6 protein-coding genes and 1 pseudogene are annotated in these 6,215 nt (G+C 63.9%); 2 read left to right on the top strand and 5 right to left on the bottom strand.

Features of this window, described 5'->3' with window-relative positions; all coding sequences use genetic code 11:
• Positions 1–221: 221 nt before the first annotated feature.
• Complete coding sequence (locus MOV75_RS23955; RefSeq protein ID WP_247006731.1) at positions 222–2,477, top strand: TonB-dependent siderophore receptor; 2,256 nt, start codon at positions 222–224, stop codon at positions 2,475–2,477.
• 9 nt (positions 2,478–2,486) lie between these two features.
• Here the strand turns inward: MOV75_RS23955 and MOV75_RS23950 are convergent, their stop codons facing one another.
• From MOV75_RS23950 to MOV75_RS23940, 3 genes are all read right to left on the bottom strand, one after another.
• Positions 2,487–2,843, bottom strand: coding sequence for a hypothetical protein (locus MOV75_RS23950; protein ID WP_246929834.1), 357 nt, complete (start codon positions 2,841–2,843; stop codon positions 2,487–2,489).
• Positions 2,844–3,139: 296 nt separating this feature from the next.
• A complete protein-coding gene (locus MOV75_RS23945) occupies positions 3,140–3,736 on the bottom strand; it encodes a DUF2147 domain-containing protein (protein ID WP_246929836.1) in 597 nt (198 codons plus the stop codon).
• A gap of 124 nt (positions 3,737–3,860) precedes the next feature.
• A complete protein-coding gene (locus MOV75_RS23940; protein ID WP_246929838.1) occupies positions 3,861–4,889 on the bottom strand; it encodes an NAD(P)/FAD-dependent oxidoreductase in 1,029 nt (342 codons plus the stop codon).
• Positions 4,890–5,071: 182 nt separating this feature from the next.
• Here MOV75_RS23940 and MOV75_RS23935 point away from each other — a divergent pair, with 182 nt between their 5' ends.
• Positions 5,072–5,539 carry a thioesterase family protein gene (locus MOV75_RS23935; RefSeq protein ID WP_246929840.1) on the top strand — a complete coding sequence of 156 codons (468 nt, stop codon included), beginning with the start codon at positions 5,072–5,074 and terminating at the stop codon, positions 5,537–5,539.
• 78 nt (positions 5,540–5,617) lie between these two features.
• Here MOV75_RS23935 and MOV75_RS23930 read toward each other — a convergent pair whose 3' ends face one another.
• Positions 5,618–5,938, bottom strand: coding sequence for a 2Fe-2S iron-sulfur cluster-binding protein (locus MOV75_RS23930; protein ID WP_091958957.1), 321 nt, complete (start codon positions 5,936–5,938; stop codon positions 5,618–5,620).
• 163 nt (positions 5,939–6,101) lie between these two features.
• Positions 6,102–6,215: pseudogene (locus tag MOV75_RS42745) on the bottom strand (Hpt domain-containing protein); the annotation flags it as partial.

Below are 6,215 nucleotides of genomic sequence, written 5' to 3'. Positions count from 1 at the left end.
AGCGCCGGCGCGACGAGCGAGCAGCGCTGATCGCCCGCGCGCAAGGCGCACCACGCCATCTTGTCATTCGCGCATTCGCGCGCCGGCATCAACCGGCGCGCACTCGATTTATAGCAATACTAATTCCAAATCTGATGATTGAGGGACCATTGCGTCCTTCTGCACTTCAAGCCCGGGAATGCACTTGTTAGTCGTGCCCGTCAGGAATGATGGGGTCGCGAATGACAACATATCTAAGGACGGCAACGAGATTGATTGGCGGCGCGCTGCCGCTGTTGGCAGGCCTGATCGACGCGGCGCCAGCCGAGGCACAATCATCGTCGCAGGAATTGCCCGCCGTCGTCGTCGAACGGCCGTCGTCGCGACCAAAGGCGGGAACACGTCCGCTCCGCTCGCGGCAGGCCGGGCAGACAACGAACCGACGCCGTCAGCACGCACAGTCGAACGCCAATTCGCCGGCGGCGGGTGGTGGTGGTGCTGCTGCGGAGACCGCGACAGGCCCGGTGCAGGGCTATGTGGCAAGTCGCAGCGGCACCGGCACCAAGACCGACACGCCGCTCCGCGAGACGCCGCAGTCGATCAGCGTCGTGACCGCGGACCGGGTCATCGACCAGGGCGCGACCACCGTGCAGGAAGCGTTGCGCTACGTGCCAGGCGTGTTCGCCGACGCCTACGGCGCGGACTCGCGCGGCGACTATCCGCGCATCCGTGGGCAGGACCCGAACATCTATCTCGACGGCACGCGGATGGTGAACACCTGGAATTTCAATGAATGGCGGCCGGAGCCTTATACGCTGGAGCGCATCGAGGTTCTGCGCGGCCCCTCTTCCGTGCTCTACGGCGACACCTCGACGGCAGGCTTGCTGAACCTGATTTCAAAGCGGCCACGGGCGGAATCCGCCAGCGAGATCGGCGTGCAATATGGCAGCTTCAACCGCAAGCAGGTGCAGCTGGACTCCACGGGCAAGCTGACCAAGGACGGCGAGTGGCTCTATCGCTTCATCGGCGTATTCCGCGACAGCAACATGCAGACGGATTACGTCAAGGACGATCGCATCGTGCTCGCACCGTCGCTGACCTGGCGTCCGACCAACGATACCAGCTGGACCGTGCTCGGCACCTACCAAAAGGACACGACCGGCTCCTCCACCGCGTTTCTGCCGCATGAAGGCACGCTGTTTGCCGGCCCCAACGGCTTGATTCCGATCAACCGCTTCGCCAGCGAGCCGGGCTGGGACCGCTATCGGACCGAGACAGGCGCCGTCTCAAGCCTGTTCGAGCATCGCTTCAACGACGCCCTGACCGTCAGGCAGAACATGCGTTATGTGCACGTCGAGGGCATCTATCACAGCCTCTATCCGGACGTGTACTCCAAGCCGGACAATCCGTTTCTGGATCCCGGACGGCGCACGGTGGCGCGCTACGTTTCGGCGCGCGACAGCGTCAAGGACAACTTCACCTCGGATACCAATGCCGAACTGAAATTCGCAACCGGCGCCGTCCAGCACAAGGCGCTGTTCGGGATCGATTACCGCGGCTACAGGGAGCGCGCCTCGTCCGGCGGAGGCTATGATGCGACGCCGTTCGATCTCTACGCGCCCGTTTACACCGGCGTCACGTCGCCGGACATGTCGGCCGAGCCCGACCTCCGCCAGCGCCAGCTCGGGCTCTACGCCCAGGACCAGTTGCGGCTCGGCCCCTGGCTCGCGGTGCTCGGCCTGCGCCACGACTACGTCACCAGCGACACCCAGGGGACGTCGGGCGAGCATTACCGGGCGACCACCGGCCGCGCGGCACTGATGTACGAGTTGCCGTTCGGCGTCACGCCCTACGTGACCTATGCGCAGTCGTTCAACCCGGTGTTCGGCAGCGGTGTCTGCGCCACGGGTGTCTGCACGCCACAACGCGGCGAAATGGTGGAGCTCGGCTTCAAGTACAATCCGTCACCCGGCAATGCCATCAACGGCGCGATCTTCGACACCACCGAGCGGAACAGGCTCGCCAGCGATCCCGACAATCCGCTGCTCTCGGTCCAGACCGGCAAGGTCCGCATCCGCGGCGCCGAGCTCGAGGTGCTGGCACGCATCACGCCGGAGCTTGATCTGATCGGCGCCTATACCTACCTCGATACCCGCGTCGAGAGCGGCGACAACGCCGGCAAGCATGTCGAGACCGTGCCGGACCATCAGGCCTCGCTCTGGGCAAAATACCGCCTTGCCCTATTCGGGCTGCCCGGCGTCACGCTCGGCGGCGGGGTACGCTACATCGGCGCCTCCTGGGACGGCACCGACACGCTCCGTACGCCGGACTACACCCTGTTCGATGCGATGATCCGTTACGACAACGGCCCCTGGCGGCTCCAGGTCAACGCCAGCAATCTCTTCGACAAACGCCATCTCACCACTTGCGTGGCGCGCGGCGATTGCTTCCTCGGCGTCGGCCGCACGGTGCTCGGCAGTGTGACGTACAAATTCTAGAGACAATCTCTACGTCATGCTGCCCGGCATGAAGCAGCGCACGCGCGGATGACCGTCGATATAGTGCTTCCACACCATGGTGCGACCGATCTTGTTCGGCACGGTGATCACCGCGCCGTCGGGCACCACGACCCACTCGTCGTCGATGCGGACGCGGAAGCGGCCGCGATCGGACTCCCAATCGACGTCGGCAATGACGTAGCCGTCGGCGTCGGTGCAGCACTGTCCGAATTCGCTATGCAGGCTTTCGAACCAGGGTTTTAACGGCGAGTTGGCGTAGCGCCCGTCGTCGCGCGCCAGCGCCGATGTCGCCAAGAGTGCTGTCAGGCCCAGTAATGGCGCTACACACAATCCTGCAGGTCGCATGTCGTCTCCGCGGGTCGAAATGATCGCGGCGTGGGACAACGCGCACCGCCCGCCTTCCGCAACTCGGCGAAAGGCTCGGAGGGCTGCGACTCGTTCCCCCAGCAGCTCTGCGGATAGCTATGCAAATCCGGCGCCAGCATGCATTCCGGGCAACTACTGGAGCGGGCTCGCGGCGCATTCGTCTTTCGGCGGATATGACCGCCGACGACTTTCAGCCTTCCCCGCCTGCACGAGGAATGACGACGATTGTGTGGAGCTACTGCCGGTCAGGCGGCACAGCGCGCGACGAACGCCATTTACTGCTTAGGTGCCGGCGCCATCATCCCGCCGCCACCCTTCTTCGTCGCAGGTGCCGGCGGCTTGGTGGCCGCGGCCTGCGCGGGCAGATATTTTGCGACGATGGCGGGATCGACCTGGGCGATGCTGGCGTCAGGCAGGCGCGTCCAGGCCTCGTCCTTGCCGAGCAGCGAAATTCCGAGATAGCCGCGCAGGGTCAGGGTCTGGCCATCAGGACTGACCTTCATATTGGCCTTCCAGATCTGGCCGTCGCGCGGATTGAGCACGTTGCCGCCTTCGTACTTCATGCCTTCACGCTTCATGTTGCGAACGAAGGAGATGCCGAGCACCGGCGCGTTCTTGCGGTCGTCGGTGCACTTGCTGCAGATCTCGTTCGGATCGTCGCCGGGCCGCGGGAAGGTCTTTGCGATCACGCCTTCGAAGACGCCGTTATGGTCGATGAAGAGGAACCAACCGACCGTCTTGCCGTCTTCGACCTTCTGCCAGAGGCCTGCCGCCGTGGGCTCGGCGGTCTGCGCCGCAGACGGCGTCACCGTCGCGAGCGACAATGCCAGCGCCAGGAAGGGGAGCCGAAAGCTGGAAAAGAGAGTCCGCATTATCATCACCTTGCTGAGCCAATCACGTTGCCAAGCTACGACCGGAATGGCCGCAGACTACGGCGATTTCGCGAACGGTTCCAGCACCAGAAACATGGGGCATCGCGTGCCCGCTCGGCCGCCGTTAGTTGACACCGAGCTTCTTTTGCAGGCTGGAGGACGAGGTCGTGTACTGGAACACGAGCCGCTTCTCCGGATAGACGTAGCGATGGGCTTTTTGCGACATCAGCGCGCCCTCGTGGAAGCCGCACAGGATCAGCTTGATCTTGCCGGGATAGGTGTTGATGTCGCCGATCGCGAAGATGCCCGGCACGTTGGTCTCGAACGCGGAGGTCTCGACCGGCACCAGATTGTTCTCCAGCGCAATGCCCCAGTTCGCGACCGGACCGAGCTTCATGGTCAGTCCGAAGAACGGCAGCATGGTGTCGCAGGAAATGTCGGTCACACTGTTGTCGTTGCCCTTGATGGTGGCGCCCGCGAGCTTGCCCTCGGTGCCGGAGAGAGCGGTGACCTGGCCGAGCCGGAGATCCATCTTGCCAGCGGCAACCAGCGCGCGCATCTGCTCGACGCTGTGGGGTGCGGCGCGAAACTCGTCCCGCCGATGCAACAGCGTGATGCGCTTGGCGACCGGATGCAGATTGAGCGTCCAGTCGAGCGCGGAATCGCCGCCGCCGACGACCAGCACGTTCTTGTCGCGGAACGTTTCCATCTTGCGCACGGCGTAATGGACTGAAGTGCCTTCATAGGCCTCGATGCCCGGCACCGGCGGACGCTTGGGCTGGAACGAGCCGCCGCCGGCCGCGATCACCAACACCTTGCATTCGAACACCTTGCCCGCATCCGTGGTGCAGCGAAACAGGGGATCGCCGATCTTCTCCACGGTCTCGATCATCTCGCCGAGATGGAAGGTCGGATGGAACGGCTTGATCTGCTCCATCAGCGCCTCGGTGAGGCCCTGCCCCGAAACCTGCGGAATGCCGGGAATGTCGTAGATCGGCTTTTCCGGATAGAGCTCGGCGCACTGGCCGCCGACCTTGTCGAGGATGTCGACGAAATGCGCCTTCATGTCGAGAAGGCCAAGCTCGAAGGCGGCGAACAGACCGCAGGGGCCGGCGCCAATAATCAGCACATCGGTTTTGATCGCGTCGCTCATGTCGTCTCTTTGTCTGTCGTTGTCTGTTGGACGGCGCCCTTTGGGCAGAGGTGACCCTGCCTGTCTAGCCAACGGGGATGGATCAGGGAAGGCATAAAAGCGGGAGCGCCCCGCAGCCGCGCCCACTTGCCGGGGCAGCATAACTGGGCTGTAACGAGCAAGGATATGACGGAGATCAATCGGTGAACGCACCAAGTCGCCTCGATACGACGCCGCGCCTGGAGGACTTTCCCTACCGCCTCAGCGACAACGTCCGCTTCGGCGATCTCGATCCCAACCAGCACGTCAACAACGCGGTCTACGCCACCTATTTCGAGACCGGCCGTGTCACGCTGATGAAGCTTCCTCAGTACGGCCTGACCCCGCCGGGCCTTGCCTGGATCATGGTGCGGCTCGACATGCATTTCCGCGCCGAGTTGCACTGGCCGGGCACGATCGAGCTCGGCCTCGGCGTGGTGAAGTTGGGGCGAACCTCGGTGACCTTCGAGCAGGTCGTGTTCTCGCAAGGAAAGTGCATCGCCTCGGCGATGTCGGTCGGCGTCATGCTCGACGAGGCGACGCGGCGGCCTGCGCCGCTCAGCGCGGAGATCGTCGAGAAGCTCAGACCCTGGCACAAGCGCGGCATCGAGGTCGCGCCGCCGAACGTATAGTTCAATTCAGAAGGGGCGGGCTTGTCAGGACAAAGCCCGTCAGGACGAGGCCTGTAACGATCAGGTGGCTTGCAACGATCAGGCTTGGCGTTCCGGCGTCGTCACGACGAGACCGTCGAGGTCGTCGGAGACCTTGATCTGGCAGGACAGACGCGAATTCGGGCGCACGTCGAAACCGAAATCGAGCATGTCCTCCTCCATCGGCGTCGGGCTGCCGACCTTCTCGCGCCAGGCTTCGTCGACATACACATGGCAGGTCGCGCAGGCGCAGGCGCCGCCGCATTCGGCCTCGACGCCGGGAACGCTGTTACGGATCGCGGCTTCCATCACGGTTGCGCCGTTCTCGATTTCCACCGTGCGGGTTTCGCCCTTGTGGTCGACAAAGTGAATCTTGGCCATGTGTGCTCGTGCTGCCGCGGTGCTGGGATGAAGGAGGGTCCGGGCTGTCCTATAACGGGTCGATCCGCCCGGCGCCATAGGGTTTTGATGCGAAGTGAATCCCGCTTTGCGGCAAGAAAATGCGTCAAAACAAGAGACTAGAGCCCGGCTCGGCCGGCTGGCCTCAAGGCTTCAGGATCGCCTCGATGGCGGCGCGGGCCTCAGTCACCGCCTCCTTCAGCGCGGCGAAGGCGTGGCGCTGGTTGTGGCCGGTCTGGATCGCGGTCTCCAGGCTGGC

Origin of the sequence: Bradyrhizobium sp. PRIMUS42 (assembly GCF_023006515.1) — a bacterium.
Taxonomy (GTDB): Bacteria; Pseudomonadota; Alphaproteobacteria; order Rhizobiales; family Xanthobacteraceae; genus Bradyrhizobium.
This window is presented reverse-complemented; position numbering and strand designations above follow the sequence as displayed.

What these genes read in the sequence shown, in the direction of transcription:
- MOV75_RS23950 (WP_246929834.1), bottom strand. Translation starts at nt 2,843, where the DNA reads ATGCGACCTGCAGGATTGTGTGTAGCGCCATTACTGGGCCTGACAGCA.
- MOV75_RS23940 (WP_246929838.1), bottom strand. Translation starts at nt 4,889, where the DNA reads ATGAGCGACGCGATCAAAACCGATGTGCTGATTATTGGCGCCGGCCCC.
- MOV75_RS23930 (WP_091958957.1), bottom strand. Translation starts at nt 5,938, where the DNA reads ATGGCCAAGATTCACTTTGTCGACCACAAGGGCGAAACCCGCACGGTG.
- MOV75_RS23955 (WP_247006731.1), top strand. Translation starts at nt 222, where the DNA reads ATGACAACATATCTAAGGACGGCAACGAGATTGATTGGCGGCGCGCTG.
- MOV75_RS23945 (WP_246929836.1), bottom strand. Translation starts at nt 3,736, where the DNA reads ATGCGGACTCTCTTTTCCAGCTTTCGGCTCCCCTTCCTGGCGCTGGCA.